General features: G+C 73.9%; 18 protein-coding genes. 11 read left to right on the top strand and 7 right to left on the bottom strand.

The window, feature by feature from the left end:
- Positions 1-16: 16 nt before the first annotated feature.
- Complete coding sequence (locus FHX32_RS30845; protein ID WP_167191192.1) at positions 17-2113, top strand: alpha-1,4-glucan--maltose-1-phosphate maltosyltransferase; 2097 nt, start codon at positions 17-19, stop codon at positions 2111-2113.
- Positions 2101-4203, top strand: coding sequence for a 1,4-alpha-glucan branching protein GlgB (glgB, locus tag FHX32_RS30840; RefSeq protein WP_167191190.1), 2103 nt, complete (start codon positions 2101-2103; stop codon positions 4201-4203). The genes FHX32_RS30845 and glgB overlap by 13 nt, the downstream gene beginning before the upstream one ends.
- 216 nt (positions 4204-4419) lie before the next feature.
- Here glgB and FHX32_RS30835 read toward each other — a convergent pair whose 3' ends face one another.
- Complete coding sequence (locus FHX32_RS30835; protein ID WP_167191188.1) at positions 4420-5487, bottom strand: phosphatase domain-containing protein; 1068 nt, start codon at positions 5485-5487, stop codon at positions 4420-4422.
- Positions 5488-5596: 109 nt separating this feature from the next.
- On the opposite strand from FHX32_RS30835, the gene FHX32_RS30830 reads away from it, so the two are divergent.
- The 4 genes from FHX32_RS30830 to FHX32_RS30815 all read left to right on the top strand — a co-directional run bounded on the left by FHX32_RS30830 (position 5597) and on the right by FHX32_RS30815 (position 9927).
- Positions 5597-7216 (top strand): hypothetical protein, encoded by a 1620-nt coding sequence (locus tag FHX32_RS30830; RefSeq protein ID WP_167191186.1) that lies wholly within the window; start codon positions 5597-5599, stop codon positions 7214-7216.
- Between the two features lie 58 nt (positions 7217-7274).
- Positions 7275-8069, top strand: a complete 795-nt coding sequence (gene yaaA, locus FHX32_RS30825) for a peroxide stress protein YaaA (RefSeq protein WP_167191184.1) — start codon at positions 7275-7277, stop codon at positions 8067-8069.
- A gap of 97 nt (positions 8070-8166) precedes the next feature.
- Positions 8167-8832, top strand: a complete 666-nt coding sequence (locus FHX32_RS30820; RefSeq protein WP_208419675.1) for a hypothetical protein — start codon at positions 8167-8169, stop codon at positions 8830-8832.
- 120 nt (positions 8833-8952) lie between these two features.
- Positions 8953-9927, top strand: a complete 975-nt coding sequence (locus FHX32_RS30815; protein WP_486481427.1) for a TAXI family TRAP transporter solute-binding subunit — start codon at positions 8953-8955, stop codon at positions 9925-9927.
- A gap of 63 nt (positions 9928-9990) precedes the next feature.
- Here FHX32_RS30815 and FHX32_RS30810 read toward each other — a convergent pair whose 3' ends face one another.
- From FHX32_RS30810 to FHX32_RS30800, 3 genes are all read right to left on the bottom strand, one after another.
- Entirely contained in the window at positions 9991-11427 is a 1437-nt protein-coding gene (locus FHX32_RS30810; protein ID WP_167191180.1) for a sensor histidine kinase, read from the bottom strand.
- A gap of 9 nt (positions 11428-11436) precedes the next feature.
- Positions 11437-12093, bottom strand: a complete 657-nt coding sequence (locus tag FHX32_RS30805; RefSeq protein ID WP_088995023.1) for a response regulator transcription factor — start codon at positions 12091-12093, stop codon at positions 11437-11439.
- Positions 12094-12190: 97 nt separating this feature from the next.
- The gene (locus FHX32_RS30800; protein ID WP_167191178.1) at positions 12191-12502 is read right to left on the bottom strand and encodes a hypothetical protein; all 312 of its coding nucleotides are present in this window, start codon (positions 12500-12502) and stop codon (positions 12191-12193) included.
- 127 nt (positions 12503-12629) lie between these two features.
- On the opposite strand from FHX32_RS30800, the gene FHX32_RS30795 reads away from it, so the two are divergent.
- The gene (locus FHX32_RS30795) at positions 12630-12968 is read left to right on the top strand and encodes a DUF952 domain-containing protein (protein ID WP_167191176.1); all 339 of its coding nucleotides are present in this window, start codon (positions 12630-12632) and stop codon (positions 12966-12968) included.
- Between the two features lie 85 nt (positions 12969-13053).
- On the opposite strand, the gene FHX32_RS30790 is transcribed toward FHX32_RS30795, so the two are convergent.
- The 3 genes from FHX32_RS30790 to FHX32_RS30780 form a co-directional block, all read right to left on the bottom strand.
- Positions 13054-14814 carry a CDP-glycerol glycerophosphotransferase family protein gene (locus tag FHX32_RS30790; RefSeq protein ID WP_208419613.1) on the bottom strand — a complete coding sequence of 587 codons (1761 nt, stop codon included), beginning with the start codon at positions 14812-14814 and terminating at the stop codon, positions 13054-13056.
- Between the two features lie 216 nt (positions 14815-15030).
- Positions 15031-17127, bottom strand: a complete 2097-nt coding sequence (locus FHX32_RS30785; protein WP_167191174.1) for a DUF6077 domain-containing protein — start codon at positions 17125-17127, stop codon at positions 15031-15033.
- 152 nt (positions 17128-17279) lie between these two features.
- Positions 17280-17879, bottom strand: coding sequence for a TetR/AcrR family transcriptional regulator (locus FHX32_RS30780; protein WP_486481467.1), 600 nt, complete (start codon positions 17877-17879; stop codon positions 17280-17282).
- Between the two features lie 217 nt (positions 17880-18096).
- On the opposite strand from FHX32_RS30780, the gene FHX32_RS30775 reads away from it, so the two are divergent.
- The 4 genes from FHX32_RS30775 to FHX32_RS30760 all read left to right on the top strand — a co-directional run bounded on the left by FHX32_RS30775 (position 18097) and on the right by FHX32_RS30760 (position 23185).
- A complete protein-coding gene (locus FHX32_RS30775; RefSeq protein ID WP_167191170.1) occupies positions 18097-18993 on the top strand; it encodes an ABC transporter permease in 897 nt (298 codons plus the stop codon).
- Positions 18986-19804 carry an ABC transporter ATP-binding protein gene (locus FHX32_RS30770; RefSeq protein ID WP_088995029.1) on the top strand — a complete coding sequence of 273 codons (819 nt, stop codon included), beginning with the start codon at positions 18986-18988 and terminating at the stop codon, positions 19802-19804. The genes FHX32_RS30775 and FHX32_RS30770 overlap by 8 nt, the downstream gene beginning before the upstream one ends.
- Positions 19805-19938: 134 nt before the next feature.
- Positions 19939-21441, top strand: a complete 1503-nt coding sequence (locus FHX32_RS30765) for a bifunctional cytidylyltransferase/SDR family oxidoreductase (RefSeq protein WP_167191168.1) — start codon at positions 19939-19941, stop codon at positions 21439-21441.
- Positions 21442-21475: 34 nt separating this feature from the next.
- Complete coding sequence (locus FHX32_RS30760; RefSeq protein ID WP_167191166.1) at positions 21476-23185, top strand: CDP-glycerol glycerophosphotransferase family protein; 1710 nt, start codon at positions 21476-21478, stop codon at positions 23183-23185.
- Positions 23186-23206: the final 21 nt, after the last annotated feature.

Raw genomic sequence — 23206 nt, 5'->3', positions numbered from 1 at the left:
GCAGTAGGTTGGCGGGGTGACTGGACGGTTCCCGATCGAAGACGTCTCCCCCGTCGTCTCGTGCGGTCGCTACCCGGCCAAGGCCGTGGTCGGCGAGGCGGTGCCGGTCTCGGCGCGGGCCTACCGCGAGGGCCACGACGCGCTCGGCTGCAACGTGGTCTGGCGTGGACCCGACGGGCAGCCGCGCCCGTTCACCCGGATGCGTCCGGGCGAGCCCGGCCAGGACCGCTGGCACGCCACCGTCCGCCCGGACGCGGTCGGCACCTGGACCTTCGCCGTGGAGGCGTTCCAGGATCCGTACCTCACCTGGCAGCACGCGGTCAGCAAGAAGATCGCCGCCGGTCAGGGCACGGCCGAGCTGGCCAACGACCTGGCCGAGGGCGCCCGGGTGCTGGCGGCAGCGCTGGAGCTGGTGCCGGCCGCCGACCGGGACCGGGTGCGGGCGGCGGCGCAGGCGCTGCGCGACGACGACCTCGACCTGCCCCGGCAGGTCGCGGCGGCTCTCGACCTGGCCGGGCTGCTCTGGGAGCACCCGGTGCGGGAACTGGTCACCACCGGCGCGGAGCACCAGCTCTGGGTGGACCGGGAGCGGGCGCTCTTCTCCGCCTGGTACGAGTTCTTCCCCCGCTCGGAGGGCGCGATCCCGGCGACCGTCGACGCGCCGGCCCGCTCGGGCACCTTCGCCACCGCCACCGAACGCCTGCCCGGCGTCGCCGCCATGGGCTTCGACGTGCTCTACCTGCCGCCGATCCATCCGATCGGCCGAATCAACCGCAAGGGCCGCAACAACTCGCTCACCGCCGGGCCCGACGACGTCGGCTCGCCCTGGGCCATCGGCGCCGAGGAGGGCGGGCACGACGCCATCCACCCCGATCTGGGTACGGCGGAGGACTTCCGGAACTTCATCGCCGCCGCCGCCGAGCAGGGCCTGGAGGTGGCGATGGACCTGGCGTTGCAGTGCGCGCCGGACCACCCCTGGGTAGCCGAGCACCCGGAGTGGTTCACCACGCGGGCCGACGGCACCATCGCGTACGCGGAGAACCCGCCCAAGAAGTACCAGGACATCTACCCGCTGAATTTCGACAACGACCCGGAGGGGATCCGCACGGAGATCCTCCGGGTGGTGCTGCACTGGGTCGGCGAGGGGATCCGGATCTTCCGGGTGGACAACCCGCACACCAAGCCGTTCGACTTCTGGCACTGGCTGATCTGGCAGGTCAAGCAGGTTCACCCGGACGTGCTCTTCCTCGCCGAGGCGTTCACCCGCCCGGCCATCATGCACGGGCTCGGCAAGATCGGCTTCACCCAGTCGTACACCTACTTCACCTGGCGCACCTCGGCGACCGAGATGCGGGCGTACTGCGCGGAACTGGTCGCGGCGGCCGACTACATGCGACCGAACTTCTGGCCGAACACGCCGGACATCCTGCACGAGTCGTTGCAGCACGGCGGCCCGCCGATGTTCAAGATCCGGGCAGTGCTGGCCGCCCTGCTCTCCCCCTCCTGGGGCGTGTACGCCGGCTACGAACTCTTCGAACACGAGGCCCGGCCCGGCGCCGAGGAGTACCTGGACAACGAGAAGTACGAGCTGCGCCCCCGGGACTGGGCCGGCGCACAGGCGCAGGGTCGCTCGCTGGCTCCGTTCATCGCCACCCTGAACCGGGTCCGCCGGGACAACCCGGCCCTGCACCGGCTGCGCAACCTGGTCTTCCACGACATCGACAACCCGGCGCTGCTCTGCTGGTCCAAGCACGACCCGGACACCGGCAACGCGGTCATCGTGGTCTGCTCGTTCGACCCGCGCGAGGTGCAGTGGGGCAACACCACCCTGGACCTGCCCGCGCTCGGCTTCGAGTGGCACGAGCGGTTCACCGTGCACGACGAGCTGACCGGCGCCCGGTACGAGTGGGGGCAGCGCAACGCGGTCCGCCTCGACCCGTACCTGCAACCCGCGCACGTGCTCACCGTGCACCGCCCGACCGCTGCCGACACCCCGCCCCCGGCGGTGCCGGCCCCGGCCGAGCTGACCGTCGCCGACGTGCCCGCCGACCTGTCGGGCGGCACCGCCCCCACCGCACCCGCGCAGGAGGACGACGCCCGATGGAGCAGCTGATCACCGGCGCGACGTACGACCCGCACGCCGTGCTCGGCGCGCACCCCACCGACGGCCGCACCACCATCCGCACCCTGCGCCGGGGTGCCGGCGACGTGGCCGTCCTGGTCGGCGAGGAGCGGCACCCGATGAAGCGGGTGCACGACGCGGGCGTCTTCGAGGCGGCCGTGCCGGGCACCGTGCTCGACTACCGGCTGGAGGTCGACGGCACCGTCCACGACGACCCCTACCGCTACCCGCCCACCCTCGGCGAGCTGGACCTGCACCTGATCGGGGAGGGCCGGCACGAACGGCTCTGGGAGGCGCTCGGCGCCCGGGTCTTCGACGAGGGCGTCGCCTTCACGGTCTGGGCGCCGAACGCCCGCGGGGTGCGGGTGGTCGGCGACTTCACCGGCTGGGCCCCGGACGACGGCTGGCCGATGCGCTCGCTCGGCGCCAGTGGGGTGTGGGAGGTGTTCGTGCCCGGCGTCCGGGTCGGCGCCCGGTACAAGTACCGGGTCCACGGCGCCGACGGGCAGTGGCGGGACAAGGCCGACCCGTCCGCCGCGTACGCCGAGGTGCCGCCGGCCACCGCCTCGGTGGTGCACCACTCCCGCTACGAGTGGTCCGACGCCGCCTGGCTGGAGCGGCGGGCCGCCCGCCGGCCGCACCAGGAGCCGATGAGCGTCTACGAGGTGCACCTGGGCTCCTGGCGGCCCGGCCTGGGTTACCGGGAACTCGCCGACGAGCTCACCGCGTACGTCACCGAGCTGGGCTTCACCCACGTGGAGTTCCTGCCGGTGATGGAGCACCCGTTCGGCGGTTCGTGGGGCTACCAGGTCACCGGCTACTACGCCCCCACCTCCCGGTTCGGCGACCCGGACGACTTCCGGTACCTGGTGGACCGGCTGCACGGCGCCGGGATCGGGGTGATCCTGGACTGGGTGCCGGCGCACTTCCCCAAGGACGAGTGGGCGCTGGCCCGCTTCGACGGCACCCCGCTCTACGAGCACCCCGACCCGCGGCGGGGCGAGCACCCCGACTGGGGCACGTACGTCTTCGACTTCGGCCGCCGGGAGGTGCGCAACTTCCTGGTCGCCAACGCGCTCTACTGGTGCGAGCAGTTCCACGTCGACGGGCTGCGGGTGGACGCGGTCGCCTCGATGCTCTACCTGGACTACTCCCGGCAGGAGGGGCAGTGGACGCCGAACGTGCACGGCGGCCGGGAGAACCTGGAGGCGATCGCGTTCCTCCAGGAGGTCAACGCCACCGTCTACAAGCACCACGCCGGGGTGGTGCTGATCGCCGAGGAGTCGACGGCCTGGCCGGGGGTGACCCGGTCGACCGCCGACGGCGGGCTCGGCTTCGGGTTCAAGTGGAACATGGGCTGGATGCACGACACCCTGCTCTACACCTCGAAGGACCCGATCTATCGCCAGCACCACCATCACCAGCTCACCTTCTCGCTGGCGTACGCGTGGAGCGAGAACTACGTGCTGCCGATCAGCCACGACGAGGTGGTGCACGGCAAGGGCTCGCTGGCCGGCAAGATGCCCGGCGACACCTGGCAGCGGCTGGCGAACGTACGGGCGCTGCTGGCCTACATGTGGGCGCACCCGGGCAAGCAACTGCTCTTCATGGGCTGCGAGCTGGCCGACGACCGGGAGTGGAGCGAGGAGCGCGGGCTGGACTGGTACCTGCTGCACGACCCGGCCCGGGCCGGGGTGCAGCGGCTGGTCGGCGACCTGAACACCGTCTACCGGGACACCCCGGCGCTCTGGGCGCAGGACACCGAGCCGGCCGGCTTCCGCTGGATCGCCGGCGACGACGTCGCCAACAACACCGTGTCGTTCGTCCGGATCGCACCGGACGGCTCCACGCTGGTCTGCGTGGCGAACTTTTCCGCCCTGCCGCTGCGGGACTACCGGGTCGGGCTGCCGTCCGGCGGCACCTGGGCCGAGGTGCTCAACACCGACGCGGACCACTACGGCGGCTCGGGGGTGGGCAACCTGGGTGAGGTGCCCGCCGAGGACGTGCCGTGGCACGGGATGCCGGCCTCCGCCGCGCTCCAGGTGCCCCCGCTCGGGGTGCTCTGGCTGCGACAGGGTTGACCGGGGCGGGCCTCCCGGCTCGCGCCGCGCCTGCCGACGATGCCCACTCGCCCGATACCTCAGAGGCATATCCATGACTCTGAGGTATCGGCCTTGAAAGGAAGGAGCGATCCACGTCGGTCGCCCTGCGTCACGACGCCGCCGTCCCGCCGCAGCGCGACCGCCGGCCCGGCAGGTGACCGCCGGGCGCCGACCACCGGCTCGGACGTACGACAGTCAGACCAGGCCCGCCTCGCGCAGCAGCTTCCACAGCCCGGCGCCGTCGGGCGCGGAAAGCCACTTCTGCCCCACCGGTCCCCGTGACGAGGGCCCGGCCGGAGCGGGCAGGGTGCCGGCCAGCACCGCCTGGGTGGGCGACAGCCGGCGGATCGCCACCCCGGCCACGTTCTCCGGGTGGGCGACCACGAACTCGCGGTAGATCTCCTGGTCGTGCTGGCCGTCGTCGCCGACCAGCAGCCACCGCACGTCGGGAAACTCCTTGGCCAGCCGGGCCAGGGTGACCCGCTTGTGCTCGCGGCCGCTGCGGAACCACCGGTCGGCGGTCGGACCCCAGTCGGTGAGCAGCAGCGGCCCGGCCGGGTAGAGGTGCCGGGACAGGAACCGGGTCAGCGTCGGCGCGACGTTCCACGCGCCGGTGGAGAGGTAGAAGACCGGCGCTCCGGGATGCGCGGTGACCAGCCGCTCGTAGAGCACCGCCATGCCGGGCACCGCGGTGCGGGCGTGCTCGTCCAGGACGAACGTGTTCCACGCGGCGAGCAGCGGGCGGGGCAGCGCGGTCACCATCACCGTGTCGTCGATGTCGGAGATGACACCGAACCGCACGTCCGGGTCGAGGATGCGTACCGGCGCCTCCACCGGCTCGGCGTCCGGCATGCTCAGCCGCACCGACCCCCAGCCGGGCGGCAGGTCGGCCGCCACCACTGTGTCGATGAAGCCGCTGCGGTCGGCCTGCGCCTCGTGCCGCACCCCACCCGCCTCGATGGTCACCGTCACGTGCTTGGCCGGCAGGGTGGTGAAGCTGCGCCAGCCGCGCACCTTCTCCAGCCGGGCCCGCTGGCGGGTGTCCGGCCGGCCCAGCAGCACCCGGCACATCACCCGCACCCAGCCCGGCGCGCCGTAGCCGGTGTACGCGATGATGTTGATCCGCCAGCCGGTGCGCCGCAGCCGGCGCTCGACCATCTGGTGGATGGCGTCCTCGATCCGCGCGGCCCGGTGCAGTTGCGGTACGGCCAGCTGGCCGGCGGGAGTGGGTGGCACCTTGCCACCCTGCCACACACCGGCCATGCCGGCCACGCGAGACGACCGCGCCGGGGGAGCCGACTCCGCCGATCCGCCGCGCCCGTCCGGGCGTACGTGAAACACTCCGGTCGGGACGACGACGGGGGCGTTGGTCGTGTCGCAACCAGTACGCAACCGTGGGCTCCGGCGCCCGCAGCTCGACCGGCCGGCGCTCGTCGCGCTGCTGCTCGGCCTGGTCGGGGTGGGCTACCGGCTGGTCCTGACGCTGCAGACCGTGCCCGTCTCCAACAGCGACGAGGCGACCTTCGGGCTGGCCGCGCTGCACATCGCCGAGGGGCGGGACCTTCCGGTCTTCCTGTACGGGCAGCGCTACATGGGGATGCTGGAGTCCTACCTGGCCGCGCCGCTGGTGGCGCTGGCCGGCCCGAGCTGGCCGGTGCTGCGGCTGCCGCTGCTGGTGCTCTACGCGCTCTTCCTCTGGCTGATCCACCGGCTGACCCGGCGGATCTGCTCGCCGTGGTTCGCCACGTTCGTCGTCGGGCTGCTGGCGCTCGGCTCGGAACGGGTGATCCGCGACCAGATCACCGTGGTCGGCGGCCGGCCCGAGGTGAAGGTGGCGGTGCTGCTGATGCTGCTGATCGTGGTGGGGCTGGCGCGGCGCACCCTCCGGCACCGGCGGCTGGCCGTCGGGTGGTTCGGCCTGCTCGCCGGGGTGGCCGTCTGGTCGGACTGGCTGATCGTGCCGTACCTGGCGGTCACCGGCCTGGCGCTGCTCTGGGTGCTCCGGCGGGAGCTGCTCGGCTGGGCCGGTGGGCTGCTGCTGGTCGGTTTCGGGCTCGGCGTGGCGCCGATGATCCGGGACAACCTGGTCGCCCCGCCCGGGGAGGACTCGGTGTCGGTGTTCCGCGAGATCAGCGCCGGAACCGGGGCCGTGCCGCCGTGGTCCGAGCGGCTGCGCGGCGGGCTGCTGGAGGGGGTGCCGCTGGCCGGCGGGCTCTGCCCGGTCGACGGCTGCGCCCGCTGGCAGGAGTGGTTCGGCCTGCTCTACCCGGTGCTGCTGGTGGTCGCGGCGGCGGTGGCGGTGGTCGCGTACCGCCGCGGTGGCGACGCCTCACGCGGCCGGCGGGTCGGCCCGGTGGTGCAGCTCGCGCTGGTCGTCGGCACCGCCGCCACCCTGGTGTCGTACCTGCGCAGCCCGCAGGCCGCCACCGACCCGCTGGGCAACGCGCGTTACCTGTCGGTGCTCCAGCTGTCGCTGCCGGCGGTGCTCTGGCCGCTCTGGCTGGCGGCGGTCGCCTGCTGGCGGGGCACGGTCGGGGTGGCCGGCCGGCTGACCGGCGCGCTCGCCACCGCCGTGCTGGCCGCGCTCGCCGCCACCACGCTGGTGGTCACCGTGCTCTTCGCCGCCACCGGCACGGCGGCGTCGCGGACCGAGGAGCGGCAGGCCCGCGAGCTGGCCGCCGCGGTGCGCGACAGCGGCCTGCGCGAGGTGTACGGGGACTACTGGACCTGCAACCGGCTGGTCTTCAACACCGCCGAGGAGGTGGTCTGCGGGGTGCTCGACGACTACCTCACCCCGGGGCAGAACCGGGTGCCGGCGTACTGGGACCGGGTGGAGCGGGCCGACCGGCCCGGTTACGTGGTCGAAGCCGGCTCGACCCTGGAGCGGCGGCTGCGCCGGCTGCTCGGCGACGGGGCCGACGCCGCGCCGGTCGCCGACGTGGGCGGGTATCGCGTGTACCACCCGGCGGAGCCGGTGCGGCCGTGGCGGTAGGCCCGCCCCGTACGCTGACCGGGCCGGCCCGACCGCCGGACAGATCGAGGAGTCACCGATGCTCGTCCTGCTGCCGCCCTCGGAGGGGAAGGCCGACGCCGGCACCGGCCGCCGGCTGGACCTGACCCGGCTCTCGCTGCCGGAGCTGACCCCGGCCCGGGAGGAGGTGCTGGCGGCCCTGGTCACCCTCGCCACCGGCGACCCGGAGGCGGCCCGCGCCGCGCTCGGGCTCAGCCCCGGGCAGGCCGGTGAGCTGCGGCGCAACGCCCGGCTGCGGGAGGCCGCCACGGCGCCCGCCGGCCGGATCTACACCGGGGTGCTCTACGAGGCGCTCGACCTGGCCTCGCTGCCCCCGGCGGCGCTGCGCGCGGCCCGCCGCTCGGTGCTGGTCAGCTCGGGCCTGTGGGGCGCGGTCCGGCTCACCGACCGGATCCCGCCCTACCGCTGCCCGATCGGGGTGAAGCTGCCGGGCGTCGGCGCGCTGGCCGCGTGGTGGCGGCGGGCGCTGTCGCCGGTCATGACCGAGGCGGCCGGCGACGGGCCGGTACTCGACCTGCGCTCCGGCGCGTACGCGGCGACCTGGACGCCACGGGGCAAGCTGGCCGAGCGCACGGTGACCGTCCGGGTGCTGCACGAACGCGACGTCGACGGGGTGCCCGTCCGCTCCGTGGTCAGCCACTTCAACAAGGCGACCAAGGGCCGGCTGGTCCGTGACCTGCTGCTCGCCGGCGCCCGGCCGCGGACCGCCGACGGGCTGGTGACGGCGCTGCGCGACCTGAAGTACCCGGTGCTGGAGCAGCCCACCGCCACCGGACGGCCACGGGTGGTCGACGTGGTGGTCACCGAGCTGTAGTGCAGCCGCAAGATTTCCTCAAGGCTGGAGCGGATCGGTACCGCGGGGGCGGCCCACGGGTCACGGTAGGAGAACCCGACGCCCCCGAGGAGCGCCCCTGTTGGAACCGACCCTGCTCGACCGCCCCCGGCTGCCGGCGACGCCGCCGCCGCTGGACTGGCTGACCCTGGCCGACGCGTTCGAGGCCGCCTGCCTGCTGCGCTGCATGCCCCCACCGGCCGGGGCCGGGCACCGGCAGTCGCCCCCGCCGCACCGCAACGGCACGGTGGAGTTCAACCGGGAGGAGGCGGCCCAGCGGATGCGGCAGCTGCTCGCCCGGCTGGACGTCCCGGTGGAGCACGAGCTGGCCGTCGGCGGGCTGCGCCGCCGCTACGAACTGCACCGGCTCTCGGTGCCCAGGGAGCACCGCCCGGCGTACGCCCGGCTGCTGGAGGCCGGCTGGCGGCAGGGGCGGCGGGAGCTGCTCGGCGGCCCGTTCCCCGGCGCCTCGATGCCGCGCCGGGTGTGGCGGCCCCGGCTGGCCGCGGCGGCCTGGCGGGCCGCCCTGCTGGCCGGGGGGCGGCACGTGCGCCGGCACATCCTCGGCGTACGGCTGACCGACCGGGAACTCGCCGCCGTCCTGATCCGCGGCGCCGCTCTGCTGGACGTGCCGGCGCTGCTCCGCCCGGGCACCGGTTGCTTCCTGGTCAGCGTCGCCGACGGTCCGGACCGCCAGCGCATCATGCACAGCACCGCCCTCGGGCCGGCCAACCGGGCCGGCTGAGCCCGCCGGCCTCCCGGCGGTCGCGCTGCACCGCGGCCCCGGCCCCGCGCCGACGAACCGCTCGGCCGCTTCGGCCGGCCGGGGCCCCGTGCTTGCGTGCCGTCGCCCGCAGGGCGCAGAGTGCAGCCCGTGAGTCGAATCCAGTCCCGCCGTGCCCGCCCGCGCCCCGCCCGCCCGCGGGCGCTGCTGGCGCTGCTGCTGGTCACGGCGCTGGCCGGCGTCGCCGGCTGCCGGGACGCCCCCGCCGCGCCGGTGCCGATCCGGATCGCCACCGGCAGCCCGACCGCCGTCTACCACGCCTTCGGGCAGTCGCTGGCCGCCATCCTCAACCGGGAACTGCCCGGCGTGCGGGCCAGCGTGGTGGTCACCGCCGCCTCCGCGGAGAACGTCCGGCTGGTCGGCGCCGGCGAGGCCGAGCTGGGCTTCACCCAGGCCGACGTGCTGCCGGCCGCACCCGCCGCGCACCCGTCGGTGCTCGCGGTGGCCCGGGTCTACGACGACCTGCTGCACCTGGTCACCACCGCCGGCGGTCCGGTACGCACGCTGGCCGATCTGCGCGGCCGGCGGGTGTCGGTCGGCGCGGCCGGGTCCGGCACCGAGATCACCGCGAGCCGGCTGCTGGCGGTGGCGCAGCTGGGCGGCGACGCGGTCCACCGCGAGCGGCTGGGCCTGGACGACTCGGCGGCGGCGCTGCGGTCCGGGCGGATCGACGCGTTCTTCTTCTCCGGCGGGCTGCCGGTGCGGGCCGTCGAGGAGCTGTCCGGCTCCACCGCCATCCGGATCGTCGACCTGGGCGACTGGACCGATCCGCTGCGCCGCAGCAACCCCGAGGTGTACGTCTCCCGGGACATCCCCCGCTCCGTGTACGGCGTCGACCCGGTCACCACGGTGGCCAACCCGAACTTCCTGGTCGTCCGGGCCAACCTGCCGGAGTCGCTGGTCCGAGAGGTGACCCGGCTGCTGATGGAGCGCCGGGCGGAACTGGCCGCCGCGCATCCGGCGGCCGGGCGGATGAGCACCCGGGCGGCGATCGCCACCGCCCCGCTCCCCCTGCACCCCGGGGCCGCCGCCTGGTACCGCGCCACCAAACCCTGACCCGACAGCGTCGATCCCCTGCCGTTCGGCGGCGCCGGCCCGGTCCCGCCGACCCGCCGGCGATCAGACGGCTCGGCCCTCCGGGGCGAGGGTGGTCGTGGGTTCGGTGGTCGTGGGTTCGGTGGGGGCGGGGTCGGCGGCGGGGAACCAGAGGCCGGCGACGAGGCCGCGGGGCTGGCCCGCGCGCATGGTGAGCCGCCCGTCCGAGGCGTCCGCCAGCACCGCGGCGATGGTCAGGCCCAGCCCGGCGCCGTCGACGTTCTGCACCTCTGGCGCCCGCCAGAAGCGTTCGGTGGCCTGACCCAGCTGGCTGGCGGTCATGCCGGGGCCGGTGTCCCGCACCTCCAGCGCGATCCCGCCGTCCTGGCGCCCGACGGTCACCGTCACCTCCCCGCCGGCCCCGCTGAACTTCACCGCGTTGTCGATCAGCGCGTCCAGGGCCTGGTCGATGGCGGTCGGCACGGTCCGCGCGTACGCGGGCGCGTCGGTGGCCGCCAGCCGGAGCGAGACCGACCGGTGCCGGGCCAGCGGCTCCCAGGCGGCCATCCGGGCGGCGGACACCGCCACCGCGTCCACGGTCACCCGCTGGTTCTCCCGCCGCTCGGCACGGGCCAGGGTGAGCAGCGCGTCCAGCACCAGGGCCAGCCGGTCGGTCTCCTCCAGGGCGAGCCGGTGCTCCGCGCGCCCCTGCGGGTCGGTCAGGCTCGGCCCCAGTTCCTCCACCCGCAGCCGCAGCGCGGTGAGCGGGTTGCGCAGCTGGTGGCTGGCGTGCGCGACGAAGGCGCGTTGCCGGTCCATCACGTCCGACACCACGTCGGCCATGTGGTTGAAGCTGGTCGCCAGCCGGCGCAGCTCGGGCGGGCCCAGCCGGTGCTGCACCCGGGCGCCCCGGTCCCCCTCGGCGATCTCGTGGGTGACCGCATCCAGTTCGGTGACCGGGCGCAGCACCCAACCGGCCAGCCCGAACGCGGTCAGCACGCAGGCCAGCACCGCGAGCAGGCCCAGGCCGGCCAGCAGCAGCCACCAGGTGGTGACGGTACGGCGGACCGCGCCGGCCGGGCTGGCCGTGACCACCGCGCCGAGCACCTCACCGCCGTCGTTGATCGGCACCGCCACCACGATCGGCCCGTCCACCCACGGCCAGACCGACTCCGGGCCGCTGGCCTGCTGGCCGGAGAGGGCGGTGTCCAACGCCAGGTCGGTGCCCGGGGCGGCCCGCCAGCTCGCCGAGGCAACCACGGTACGGCGGTCCCGGTCGACCACCGCCGCGCCGATCCCGTACAGCTCGTCGTAGCTGCGCAGCTCGTTGTCGATCGGGCCGGGCATGCCGCCGCGCAGCGCCGGGCCGGCCAGCGAGGCGAACCGGGTCGCGTCGACGAGCCGGTCGGCGCGGACCCGGTCGGTCTCCTTGGTGGCCAGGGTGGCCGCCAGCGGGGTCTCCAGCGCCATCAGGACCAACACCATCAACAGCAGGTAGCTGATCACCAGGCGGCGTCGCACCCGTCCCCCTCACTCGCCGCGCAGCCGGTAGCCGACCCCGCGCACCGTCTCCACCAGGCGCGGGTCGCCCAGCTTGCCGCGCAGCGAGCCGACGTGCACCTCGACGGTGTGCCGGTCGGCCCAGGTGGTGCCCCAGGCGTCGAGCAGGATCCGGTCGCGGGGCACCGCCACCCCGGGCTGCCGGGCCAGCGAGAGCAGGATGTCGAACTCCTTGCGGGTGAGCGCCACCGCCCGGCCGGCCACGGTCACCGTACGGGCCGCCACGTCGATCCGGACCGGCCCGGACTCGATCAGGTTGCGCTCGGGCACGGTGTGCGCCGCCCGGCGCAGCACCGCCTCGATCCGGGCCTGCAGCTCCACCATCGAGAACGGCTTGACCACGTAGTCGTCCGCGCCGAGCCGCAGCCCGAGCACCCGGTCCCGCTCCTCGCCCCGGGCGGTCACCGCGATGATGCCGAGCTGCGAGCTGCGCCGGCGCAGCTCCCGGCACAGGTCGGTGCCGTCCCCGTCGGGCAGGGTCAGGTCGAGCAGGACCAGATCGCAGGGGGCGGCGGAGAGGGCTGCGGCGACGGTGGCGGCGTGCTCGACCTCGTAGCCCCGCCGGGTGAGGGCGGACGACAGCGCGGCGGCCACCCGGCGGTCGTCCTCGACCAGCAGGATGCGCAAGCGGGTCCCCCATTCGTCGGTCCGTCGACCCGAATGGTGGCAGAACCCGGACCCGGGCGGGAGGGCCGGGCCGGTCCGGTCCGGCGTCGGTCGGCTGCTAGAGGCCGAAGGTCTCGTCGTCGACGGCGTCCCGGACCCCGTCGACGAAGCCCCGGAAGCCGGGATCGTCGTGGCTGGCCGGCACGCTGGTCACGTTCTCCCCGGTGGCCTGGGTGACCGCGTCGACCAGGGGCGGGAAGTCGATCTCGGCGTCCGCCAGGGTGTCGTCGTCGGCCTCGCCGAGGTTGATCACGTGCTGCACGTCCTCGCTCGGCGTGTCCGGATCGTCGGCCCACTCCCCGCCGGCCTGGTAGCACTCGTCGTACAGCGCGCGCTGGCTGTCGGTCCAGTCGTCGTCGTAGCTCTGCATCGCCATCCCTCTCCGACCCGCTCCACCTGAGCATGCCGGGCCGGGGGCGACGGAAGGGCCGGTACCGGCGAAACCGGCCGCGCCGGGACGAGCCGCCCGACGCCCGCCGCGGCACTAGGCTCCCCATGTGATCTACAAGCTGCTGCCGACCACCGAGTGGGACGAGGCGCTGGCCGCCGGGCACCTGGCGGGCACGGCCGTGGACCGGCAGGACGGCTTCGTCCACCTCTCGTCCGCCGATCAGGTGGTGGAGACGGCCCGCCGGCACTTCGCCGGCGTCACCGGGCTGACCCTGCTGACCGTCGACCCGGACCGGCTGGGCGACGCGCTGCGTTGGGAGCCGTCCCGGGGTGGGCAGCTCTTCCCGCACCTGTACGGCCCGCTGCCGGTCGCCGCCGTGGTGGCCGCTCAGGCGCTGCCGGTGGACACCCCGGTCGCCGACGCGGTGGCCGCCCTGCTCGACTGAACCGGTTCCCCGGCGTACGCCGGACAGGACCGCGCCCGGGACGACGCGGTCGTCCCGGGCGCGGCGGGGTCGGTGCGGCGCGCGCTCAGCGGTGGCAGAGCCGGGCGATCTCCTCCCGGAACCGGTCCATCGGGTTGGCCTCCGCCGGGCCGAGCAGGTACGTCTTCAGCTCCCGGCGGGCCTCGGTCAACGGGTCGTCGCCGGCCCGGGTCAGCGAGACGATCTTCTCCAGCTCGCCGCAGTCGGCGGAGAGCAGGTACGCCGCGCGGGCGGTCGGGTACTCCCGGCGGAACTCGTCCTCCGGCAGCCCGCCCGGGTTGGCCACCACGTACGGCCGCTGGCTCTGCACGAAGTCGGAGACCACACTGGACACGTCGCTGATCAGCAGGTCGGTCTGGTTGAAGCAGTCGAACAGCGCCGGCGTGCGGCCGGTGACCACCAGGTGCCGGGTGCCGTCCAGCGAGGTCGCGTCGGGGTCGCCGCCGGCGGCCCGGATCCGCCCCACGATCCGGTCGTGCACCGCCTTGGCCTCCTTGGCCCGCGAGCCGGTCAGCGGGTGTGGCTTGTAGATCAGCCGGATCCGCGGCGAGACGGCGAGCAGTCCCTTGACGATCCGCTCGCCCATCAGCACCAGCGAGGTGTGGTACGGGTCGTCGTCGAGCCAGCCCTCCCAGGTCGGCGCGTAGAGGACGGTGAACGGCCGGTCCACCGACTCGGCACCGAAGGTGTGCACGCCGGCCAGCTGCGGGCGTCCGATCTCGACGATGTCGGAGTCCAGCACGCCCACCCCGGCCCGGGCGTACCGCTCGCGGCCGGCGAGCCCGGCCACCCAGACCTCGTCGTACACCTTGCTGTACGGGTTGACGCTGGCCGCCTTGTCGCTGTCGCCGTGCCCGACGAAGACGTGCTTCATGCCCGGCTCGCGGAGCATGTGGATGTTCGCGCCGACGTTGGCGGCGTAGAGCGCCGCGCGCACGCTGCCCAGTTCCAGGTTCATGAAGTCCACCCCGGCCGGTACGCAGATCACCGGCAGCCGGGTGTCGGCGAGTTCGAGGAAGGCCTCCTTGTTGCGCAGCAGCACCACCGCGCGCTGCTGGAGCGCCTCGGTCGGGGCCAGCCACATGTTGGCCTGGTAGACGTCCTTGGCCGGGCCGGCGAAGTAGAGCGCCACCTCGGGGCGGTAGCTGTCCAGCCAGCGCTGCACGGCGGGCAGCAACGGGCTCTGCCCACTGCCCCGGCCGCGCAGCCAGGTCAGCGCGACTATCGCGCCGACCACCCCGGTCACCGCTACCGTCACCGCCGCGGTGACCAGGAACGGGGTCACGTCGTCCGACACCGCGGCGACCACCGCGGCCGGCACCAGCAGCACGTTGACCACCGGCATCCGGTCACCGGCGATGGCGGACGCCCAAGCCGGCGGCTCGGGAGCCCCGCGGAGCGAACCCAGCTCGATGTTGCGCACCAGCGCCGACTGCGGGTTGCGCCGGTCGATCATGGTGACCAGCGCGCCGGAGAAGACCGCGACCACCCAGACCGCGGCGGGCAGCACCAGCAGCAGGCTGAGCTCGGTCCCGCTCAGCGCCACCTCGGCGGCCACCAGCAGCACGGTCGCCAGGTCCCGGCTCAGCTGCCGGTAGCCGCGGTTCAGGCCGACCTTCTCCAACAGCACGTCGGAGGCGGGCGACCAGCGCATCAGGGCGAATTCGCCGAGCACGGCGACCAGCCCGGCGACGGCGAACACGCCGATCCAGCCGAGGGCACCGGCGGCGAGCATGACCAGGTAGGACAGCACCAGCAGCGCGCCGCGGGCGGCGACTCCGATCCGTCCTGTCAACGTGCCGAACAACGAGTACGCTCCCTACGAAGATCGATGACGGGCCGGGCCCATGTGTCGTGCTCTTCCCCCCGCGGCGGGCCGTCAGCGCGTGCTGCGACCTTAACGCGAAGGGACAGCCGGGCGTCGCTCGGGTATCCGGCACCTTTCGGTCAAACCCGCACCCGGCCGTCCACGCCGCACCGCGGGCCCACTCCCACGGCGTCGTCGCGGACGGCCGGCGTACGGTCAGCCGCGCCGGAAGCAGGTCACCGCGCCGGGCGCGGGACGCTGGGCGAACTGCTCGAAGCCGAGCCGCGGAGCCATCTCCCGGGCGTAGCTGTTGCCGTTGTAGACACAGATGGTGCCGACACCGAGCCGGTCGATAGCGCCGGCCACCTCCACCTCGGACGGGGTGATGGCCCCGTCGGCGAACTTGGCGAGCAGCAGCCGGTCCTTGGCGAAGTCGGAGTTCAGGTCGTACTCCACGAGGTAGAAGTCGCGGGGCAGGACCACCCGGACCCGGCTGGTGACGATCAGCGAGGTCCGCATGATCACCGACGGGGCGAGGAGGAGCCCGTCCGGCCGGTCCAGGTCCTTGATCCAGAACGCGATCCCCTGCCGCTGCTGCGGCAGCTTCCAGGTCGGCCGGTCGTGCACGGTCACCCAGCTCTCCTTCGACCACATCGGGGTGGCGAAGACCGCGAACGAGGCGACCATGGTCACCGCGACGCCGACGCCGACCAGCCGCCGCAGCGCCGGCACGGGCGAGGGGATGTCCACAGTGCAGAGCAGCCCGATCAGCGTGGGCAGCGCCAGCAGCCACGGCACCCGCCAGAGCACCACCGAGATGCCGCTGAGGTCGCTGAGCAGTTCCAGCACTCCGGGGACGAGCAGCACGCTGAGCGTCAGGGTGCCGCCGGCGGCGAGCAGCGCCGGGGTGCGCCGGCGGGCCAGCAGCGGGCCGCACCACAGCGCCAGCCCGCAGAGCACCCCGACCACGCCGATCATCAGCGTCCGCCGGTAGGTGTACTCGGCGTCGAAGAACGCGTCGTCCGCGCCGGTGGCGGCCGCCAGGTCGAGGACCAGCTGGGAGACCACCACCGAACCGACCGGGTACGCCACCGCGGCCGCGCCGGCCAGCAGCGCGTCCTTCCAGCGGCCGACCAGCAGCATGGCGAACGCCGCGGCGCCGACCAGCATCGGCAGGATGATCGCGGCGGTGGTGGTCAGCCCGGTCGCGGTCACCGAGAGCGCGACGATGAGCAGCAGCCCCCACCGGGAACGGTTGTCGAACCAGTTGGTCAGGTAGAGCCACATCAGCGGGATGACCGCCGAGACGAACATGCCCTTGCCCTCGTAGAGCCGGGGCAGGTGGAAGGTGCCGAGCGCGGCGTCGCCGCCGGCCACCAGGTAGAGGAAGGCGACGGCCACGCTGAACGCGAGCAGCGGCCGGCGCGGGGCCCAGCGGTGCACCAGCCGCCACAGGGCGAGGATGGCGAGCACCGCGAGCACCGGCAGCAGCACGTACCAGGTGGCGGTGGCGCCGTGGATGCCGAAGACCCGGCCGAGCGCCCCGGCGAACACCTCGATGGACGCGATCGGCGGCTGGGACCCCATCGGCGGCGCGACGTTCTCGGTGAACAGGAAGTCGTTGAGCGGGATGATGTCCCGCTCGGCCACCCACACCGACTTGCCGACGTAGTAGACGTCGTCCGGGGTGTTGCGGGCGAGGAAGAACGAGGAGACGGCGACCAGCAGCGAGACGACCAGCGCGTACCCGGACTGGAACGCGGTCGGCGCCGGCGCTGCCGGCGCGGTCACCGGAGAGCTCAGCCACATCCGGCGGATCAGCAGCATCCCGCCGACCGCCGCGACCGCCCCGGCGCTGGCCGGGACCCACCAGGACATCCCGTCGCCGGCCGTGGTGTTGGCCAGGCCGGCGGTGACCGCGGCCACGGCCGCCGCGACCAGCACCACGACCAGCCAGCGGCGGGGGTACCCGGCCGCCTCCGGGTCGGTGGCCGTCGGCGCGGTGGACGCCGGCGTCGCCGGGTCGGCCACGGGCGCCGCCGGGCGCCGCCGCACGGCCCGCAGCACCGCCACCCCGGCCAGCACCAGGCAGCTGGCCAGCCAGATCCTGAAGGTCACCGACGGGGCCAGGCTGAACAGGAACGCCGCGTGGTAGAGCACCGTCCAGAGCGCGAACGCCAGCACGCCGGCGTCGGTGAGGACGGCGGGTGTGGCGGCGATCAGGGACCGGAGCCGGCCGGGTTCCGCCGGAGCCGGGCTCGCGGCCGCGGCGGAGCGCGGCGGGGCGACGGCGACGTGGTCGACTTTCGACACGGGGGGTCCTTGTCGGTTGTACGGGCACGGTGTGAGTGATGAAACGGGACGGCGGTGCCGACGGGGCCCGTCGGCGACCCGATTGGCAAGCAGAGTAGCCGGACCGTTCGGGCGCCGGTGCCCGGCGCGGGCGGCGCCGGCGGGTCGGCAGGTCAGCCGGTGACCGGGGCCTCCCGCTGCCGGGGCAGCGCCCCGTCCGCGCCCAGCCCGACCGCGACCGACTCCACCAGGGTGTCGAGGTAGCCGTTGGTGAGCGGGGTGCGGGCGATGGCGAGCCGCCAGTAGAGCGGGCCGACGATGAGGTCGACCGCCGCGTCCGGGTCGGTGTCGGCGGGCAGTTCGCCGCGCTGCACCGCGCGGCTGATCAGCCGGCCGACGATCTCCTGCTGCCGGGCCCGCAGCACCCGCCGCAGGGTCTCGTCGATGGTCGGGTTGCGGGCCGCCTCGGCCAGCAGGTCGGGAATGATCTGCGAGGCCAGCGGGTGCCGCAGCGCGCGCGCCACCACCTGGAAGAGCAGTTCGAGGTCGCCGCGCAGGGTCCCGGTGTCCAGCGCCGGCAGCTTGCCGCCGGCCGCGGCGGAGACGATCTCCAGCACGAGTTCCAGCTTCGAGCTCCACCGCCGGTAGATCGCGGTCTTGCTCACCCCGGCGCGGCGGGCCACCGCCTCGATGGAGAGCCGGCCGTAGCCGACCGCCGCGAGCTCCTGCATCAGTGCCCGGCGGATGGCCGTGGTGATGTCGTCACGGAGCACGGCCGCGCCGGCCGGCGTGCGCCGCTTCTCGGTCGTCACCTGGGACTCTTCTCGGCTGTCACGTGGAACAATGTAGCGCAACGACGGTACGGTTGCGTCCCGACGTGTTTTGAACTACGGTCCACGCAGCGACGGGGGCGGCGCTCCACGCACTGGCCACGCTAGATTCCATCGTCGCGCGCATCCCCGTCGAACCGAAAGATCGGAGCGCCCATCCATGGCCGACACGGCGCTGGCCGACCCCGACGCCGGCCTCACCCAGGCGCAGCTCGCCGCCCGGTACGGGCTGCGGGTCGCCGGCGAACGCCCCTCGCTGGCCGAGTACAGCCGGCGGCTCTGGCACTACCGGCACTTCATCTCCGCGTACGCGAACGCCAAGCTGGTCGCGTCGTTCAGCAACGCCAAGCTGGGGCAGCTGTGGCAGGTGCTCACCCCGCTGACCAACGCGGCGGTCTACTACCTGATCTTCGGCCTGGTGCTGGAGCAGCGGGAGATCCCGAACTTCATCGCGTACCTCTGCACCGGCCTGTTCATCTTCAACTTCACCCAGACCGCGGTGCAGAACGGCACCCAGTCGATCACCGGCAACCTGGGCCTGATCCGGGCGTTGCACTTTCCCCGGGCCTGCCTGCCGCTCGCGGTCACGGTCACCCAGTTCCAGCAGCTGCTCGGGGCGATGGTGGTGCTGATCGCGATCGTGCTGATCACCGGCGAGCCGATCACGCTCGGCTGGCTGGTGCTGGTGCCGGCGATCCTGCTCCAGACGATCTTCAACGCCGGGCTCACCATGGCGGTGGCCCGTCTCGGCGCGAAGGTGGCCGACCTGAAGCAGGTCATGCCGTTCCTGCTGCGCGCCTGGATGTACGGCTCCGGGGTGCTCTACAGCGTCACGCTCTTCGCGGAGAACCTGCCCGGCTGGGCCACCCGGCTGGTGGAGCTGAACCCGATGCTGGTCTACATCGAGCTGGGCCGGGTCGCCCTGCTGGAGGACGCCCCGCTGCTCAACTCCTCCCTGCCGCAGCTCTGGCTGGTGGCGGTGGGCTGGGCGATCGTGATGGGCGCCGGGGGTTTCCTCTACTTCTGGCGCGGCGAACAGGAGTACGGCCGTGGTTGAGCACTTCGAGACGTCCAACGACGTGACGGTCACCCTGCCCCGGGTCCGGGAGCGGATCCCGACCGTGGTGGTCGACGACGCGCACGTGATCTACCGGGTACACAAGGGCGCCGGGGGCGGTGGCGGGCCGGTGGGCGCGCTCAAGCGGATCGTGACCCGCACCTCCGCGCCGAACATCCGGGAGGTGCACGCGGTCAAGGGGGTCAGCTTCACCGCGTACCGGGGTGAGGCGATCGGGCTGATCGGCAGCAACGGCTCGGGCAAGTCGACCATCCTGCGGGCGATCGCCGGCCTGCTGCCGGTGAACCGCGGCGCGATCTACACCCAGGGCCAGCCGTCGCTGCTGGGCGTGAACGCCGCCCTCTTCAACGACCTCGCCGGCGAGCGCAACGTGGTGCTGGGCTGCCTGGCGATGGGGATGCACCCGACGGAGGTGCAGCGGCAGACCCCGGAGATCATCGAGTTCTCCGGGATCAACCAGCGCGGCGACTTCGCCTCGCTGCCGATGCGTACCTACTCCTCCGGGATGGCCGCCCGGCTGCGCTTCTCGATCGCCGCGGCGAAGAAGCACGACGTGCTGCTCATCGACGAGGCGCTGGCCACCGGCGACAAGGGCTTCCGCAAGCGCAGCGAGCAGCGGGTGCGGGAGCTGCGGGAGAGCGCCGGGACGGTGTTCCTGGTCAGCCACCAGCTCTCCTCCGTCCGCGACACGTGCGAACGGACAATCTGGCTGGAATCGGGCGTCATCCGGATGGACGGCCCGACCGACGAGGTGGTCCGGGCCTACGAGGCGTTCGCCAACGGCAAGTAGGCCCGAGCCATCGACCCGCGTGCGCGCGGGCCGCGTCGTCGCGTTGGGGCGGCGCGGCCGGCGCGTTAAGGTTCATCCCGTCGCCGCGCCGGCGGAACCTTCTGTTCACGTACCCCTGAGAGTGAGGATCGGCAATGACGCAGGACCACACCACTGGCCCGGACGCCGCGCCGCAGACGCCGGCGCCGTGGCGGCCCTCGCGGACGGTGGCGGTGGTCCTGGCGGGCGGCACCGGGACCCGGCTGGGCCTCGGCATCCCGAAGCAGCTGCTGAAGATCGCCGGCAAGCCGATCATCGAGCACACCCTGGCGGTCTTCGAGGCGGCCCCGGAGATCGACGAGATCATCGTGCTGATGGCCGCCGGCCACGTCGCCGACGCGCAGCGGATCGTCGAGAAGGCCGGCCTCCGCAAGGTCACCAAGGTCATCGAGGGTGGTGACACGCGCAACGCCACCACCCGGATCGCGCTGGACGCGGTCGGCCCCGACGACTGCAACATCCTCTTCCACGACGCGGTGCGGCCCCTGGTCAGCGGCCGGATCGTGCGGGAGTGCGTGAACGCGCTCTGGACGTACTCGGCGGTCGACGTGGCCATCCCGTCGGCCGACACGATCATCCAGGTCGACGAGGACGACTGCATCACCGACATCCCGGTGCGCTCGTCGCTGCGCCGCGGGCAGACCCCCCAGGCGTTCCGCTCCGGCACCATCCGGGAGGCGTACCGGCGCGCCGAGGGCGACCCGGACTTCGCCGCCACCGACGACTGCGGCGTGGTGCTGCGCTACCTGCCGGGCACGCCGATCAAGGTGATCGACGGCTCGGACGAGAACATCAAGGTCACCCACCCGGTCGACGTGCACCTGGCGGACAAGCTCTTCCAGCTCGCCGCCGCCCAGGCGCCCCGGCTGACCGACCACCGCAGCTACACCGAGGAGCTGGCCGGCCGGACGATCGTGATCTTCGGCGGCAGCTACGGCATCGGGCACGACCTGGCCGAGCTGGCCCGCGGCTACGGCGCCCAGGTCTTCCCGTTCAGCCGCTCCAGCACCGGCACCCACGTCGAGCGCGCCGCGGACGTCGAGGCCGCACTGAAGACCGCCTTCGAGGCCACCGGCCGGATCGACCACGTGGTGGTCACCGCCGGCATCCTGGAGAAGGGCGCCCTCGTGGAGATGGACGAGGAGACCATGGACCGGGTGCTCCAGGTCAACTTCGTCGGGCCGGTCATCGCCGCCCGGCAGGCGCTGCCCTACCTCCAGCAGACCAAGGGCCAGCTGCTGCTCTACACCTCCAGCTCCTACACCCGGGGCCGGGCCCAGTACGCGCTCTACTCCTCCACCAAGGCCGCCCTGGTCAACCTCACCCAGGCGCTGGCCGACGAGTGGGCCGAGTTCGGCGTACGGGTCAACTGCGTCAACCCGGAGCGGACCGCCACCCCGATGCGCACCAAGGCGTTCGGCGAGGAGCCGGAGCACACCCTGCTCGCCGCCGAGACCGTCGCCCGGGCGTCGCTGGACGTGCTGATCTCCGACCTCACCGGGCAGGTCATCGACGTACGCCGGGCGCCCGGCGAGGTGCCCGCCCAGCCGACGCCGGCGCAGGCCGACCAGGCGGCGGGCGCCGCCGTCAGCGGCTGACCCGGGCGCGGCGACGGCGGGAGGCGCAGCCGAGATGCGTGGCGACCTGGTCCGGAAGCTGATCGCCCGGGGCCTGACCACCGGGCTGGCGGTGCTGGCGTTCCTGGTGGTGGCGCTGACCGGCGCCACCGGCTGGGGGCTCGGCCTGGCGCTGGCCGCGCTCGCCGCGGCGGCCTGGGAGCGGCGGGTCCGGCCGGGCGCCGACAGCGTGCCGGAGACCGTGCTGGTCGCGGCCGGCATCCTGGTCGGCTACGCCCGGCGGCTCGACGCCGGGTTCGACCCCGTGCTGGCCGCCACCGCGCTGGTGCTGCTGGGCCTGGTACTGCTCGTCGGGCCGCTGCGCGACGCCGGCAACCTGGAGATCCGGGCCGCCAACCTGCCGGTGCGCGGCTGGACGCCGCTGGTCGCCGCGCGGCTGGGCAGCGCCCTGCTCGGGCTGCTCGCGGTGGTCGCGCTGGCGGCCGCGTTCGCGCCGCCCGCCGCCGTCGCGCTGGTCGCCAGCCTGCTGGTCGGCGCGACTGCCGGCGCGGTCGGCCTCGACCTGGCCCGGCGGCGGTTCCGGCCGCCGGCCGGCGGGTCGGCGGTGACCCGGGCCCTGCGCCGGCACCAGCCCGAGTTCCTGCTGCACTTCTCCGCGCCGCCCGGCTCCGAGTACCAGGTCACCATGTGGCTGCCGTACCTGGAACGGATCGGCAGGCCGTTCCTGGTCATGGTGCGCGAGCCGGAGTTCCTGCGCAGCATCGCGGCCGCCACCACCGCCCCGGTGGTCTACTGCCCGACCCTGAAGGCGATGGACGAGGCGCTGGTGCCGAGCCTGCGGGTGGCCTTCTACGTCAACCACGGCGCCAAGAACAGCCACTGCATCCGGTTCACCCAGCTCACCCACGTGCAGCTGCACCACGGCGACAGCGACAAGGCGCCCAGCGCCAACCCGGTCTCGGCCATCTTCGACCGGATCTTCGTGGCCGGCGAGGCAGCCATCGACCGGTACGCCCGGGCCGGGGTCGAGATCCCGGCGGAGAAGTTCGAGGTGGTCGGCCGCCCGCAGGTGGAGGCGATCAAGGTCCGCCCGGAGCCGGCGCGCGGCCTGGCACACCCGACCGTGCTCTACACGCCGACCTGGACAGGGCACCACGCGGACGCCAACTACTGCTCGCTGCCGGTGGCGGAGACGCTGCTGCGGCGGCTGCTGGCGCGCGGGGCCACGGTGATCCTGCGGGCCCACCCGTACACCGCTCAGAACCCGGCCTCGGCCCGGCAGCTGGGCCGGCTCACCGAACTGCTGGCCGCGGACCGGGCACGGACCGGCCGGCAGCACGTCTTCGGCGCGGCCGCCCGCGAGCTGACCCTGACCGAGTGCGTGAACCGCTCGGACGCGCTGGTCTCCGACGTGTCCGGGGTGATCTCCGACTACCTCTACTCCGGCAAGCCGTACGCGGTGACCGACATGGGCGGCGACGGTGACCGGTTCACCGAACGGTTCCCGCTGGCCGGCTCCGGCTACGTGCTGAGCCGGGACATGGCCAACGTGGACGAGGTGCTCACCGCGCTGCTCGACACCGACCCGCTGGCCCCGGACCGGTGGGCCACCCGGCGGCGCTACCTGGGCGACTTCCCCGCCGAGTCGTACGCGGAGGCGTTCCTGGCCGCCGCCCGCCGGGAACTCGACCGGGGCGGCCGGCCGCCGGCGCCGCGTACGGGCGGGCTGCCGGTCGAACCGGAGACCGTCTCCCCCGCCACCTGACCCGCCGGCCATCCGGCGCGG

The sequence above is a fragment of the Micromonospora sp. CNZ280 genome (assembly GCF_011759515.1).
Note: the sequence above shows the minus strand (reverse complement) of the source record. Positions and strands in the feature narration are given on the sequence as shown.